The sequence below is a fragment of the Sphingobium sp. IP1 genome (genome assembly GCF_002708645.1).
GTDB classification, from domain to species: domain Bacteria; phylum Pseudomonadota; class Alphaproteobacteria; order Sphingomonadales; family Sphingomonadaceae; genus Sphingobium; species Sphingobium yanoikuyae.
The window spans coordinates 1-1,153 of record NZ_NOIW01000254.1 but is presented as its reverse complement, the minus strand read 5'-3'; the positions used below and the strand labels follow the sequence as shown (position 1 = coordinate 1,153).

Genomic DNA, 1,153 nt, shown 5'->3' with positions numbered 1-1,153 from the left:
CCTCTTTCATGGCCCCACCTTCCCTTGGGCGCCGCGCGCCCCTATCTGGGCCCGCATGAAGCGCACCCCTCGCAAATTGCTGATCGCCCTCGTCCTGCTCGCGCTCGGCCTCATCGCCTGGCATTTCGGCCTGTTCCGCGCCGGCGACTGCCTGTTGCAGGGCGGCAGCTGGAACGGCGACAACGGCTTCTGCCGTCTCGACAGCCTCGCCCGGCCGATCGGCCAATAGGGTTCAAACCCCCAGCATCGCCTTCTTCTCTTCCGCAGAGAGGAAATCCGCCCCCGCCACCCGCTCCCACAGGGCCGCGCGCTCGTCCGACAGCGCCGGCACCGCGTCCAGATCCGGCGCCAGGCTCAGCCCCGGCCACCAGCCCTGCAGTCCCTGCGCCAGCCCCGCACCGATCTTCCCCACCAAAGGCAAGATCGTCTGCCGCCACAGCGCCTTGTTCGCCTCGCGATAATTGGCGTAGCTATTGTCGCCCGGCAGGCCCATCAGCATCGGCGGCACGCCAAAGGCCAGTGCGATCTCCCGCGCCGCCGCGGCCTTCAATCCGACAAAGTCCATCTCGGCCGGCGACAGGCTCATCGCCCGCCAGTCGAGCCCGCCCTCCAGCAGCATCGGCCGCCCGGCATTGGCCGCGCCGCTGAACGCCGCCTCCATCTCGCGCCGCACCCGCTCAAACTGTTCCGGGCTCAGCACCGATCCGTCGCCCGGCGCATAGACCATCGCGCCCGAAGGCCGCGCCGCATTGTCGAGCAGCGCCTTGTTCCACACCGTGGCGGCATTGTGGATCGCCACCGCCCCCGCCGCCGCGCCGACACAGCCCAGGCCATAATGATCGTCGAGCGGATGGAGCGCGCGGATATGGAGCAGGCTGGTCCGCCCGGCGCCATCCTCGGGCGACAGCCGGGTCACGCTCTCCCCCACCCGATAGAGATAGGCCGCCGGCCAGCCGCGCGCATCCGCCTCCACGCTCACCCGCTCGGGCCGCAGCGCGAACAGCTCGGCCGGCATCCCGTCCGCCCCCGCAATCACCTGGACATAGCCATTGCCGTGCAGCAGCACATGGCTCGCCAGCGTCTCGATCAGGCTTTGCCCCGCCGACGCCCGCGCCACCAGCGCGCGGATGCGGGCCGCCGCCTCACCATCCAC

The 1,153-nt window shown here is 70.5% G+C and carries 2 protein-coding genes; one reads left to right on the top strand and one right to left on the bottom strand.

The genetic code is table 11. From position 1 onward, the window contains the following. Positions 1-229 (top strand): hypothetical protein (locus CG471_RS30930; RefSeq protein ID WP_099234665.1); only part of this gene is annotated, 229 nt, incomplete at its 5' end. Between the two features lie 3 nt (positions 230-232). On the opposite strand, the gene CG471_RS29815 is transcribed toward CG471_RS30930, so the two are convergent. Then, positions 233-1,153 (bottom strand): phage portal protein (locus CG471_RS29815; protein ID WP_099234664.1); only part of this gene is annotated, 921 nt, incomplete at its 5' end.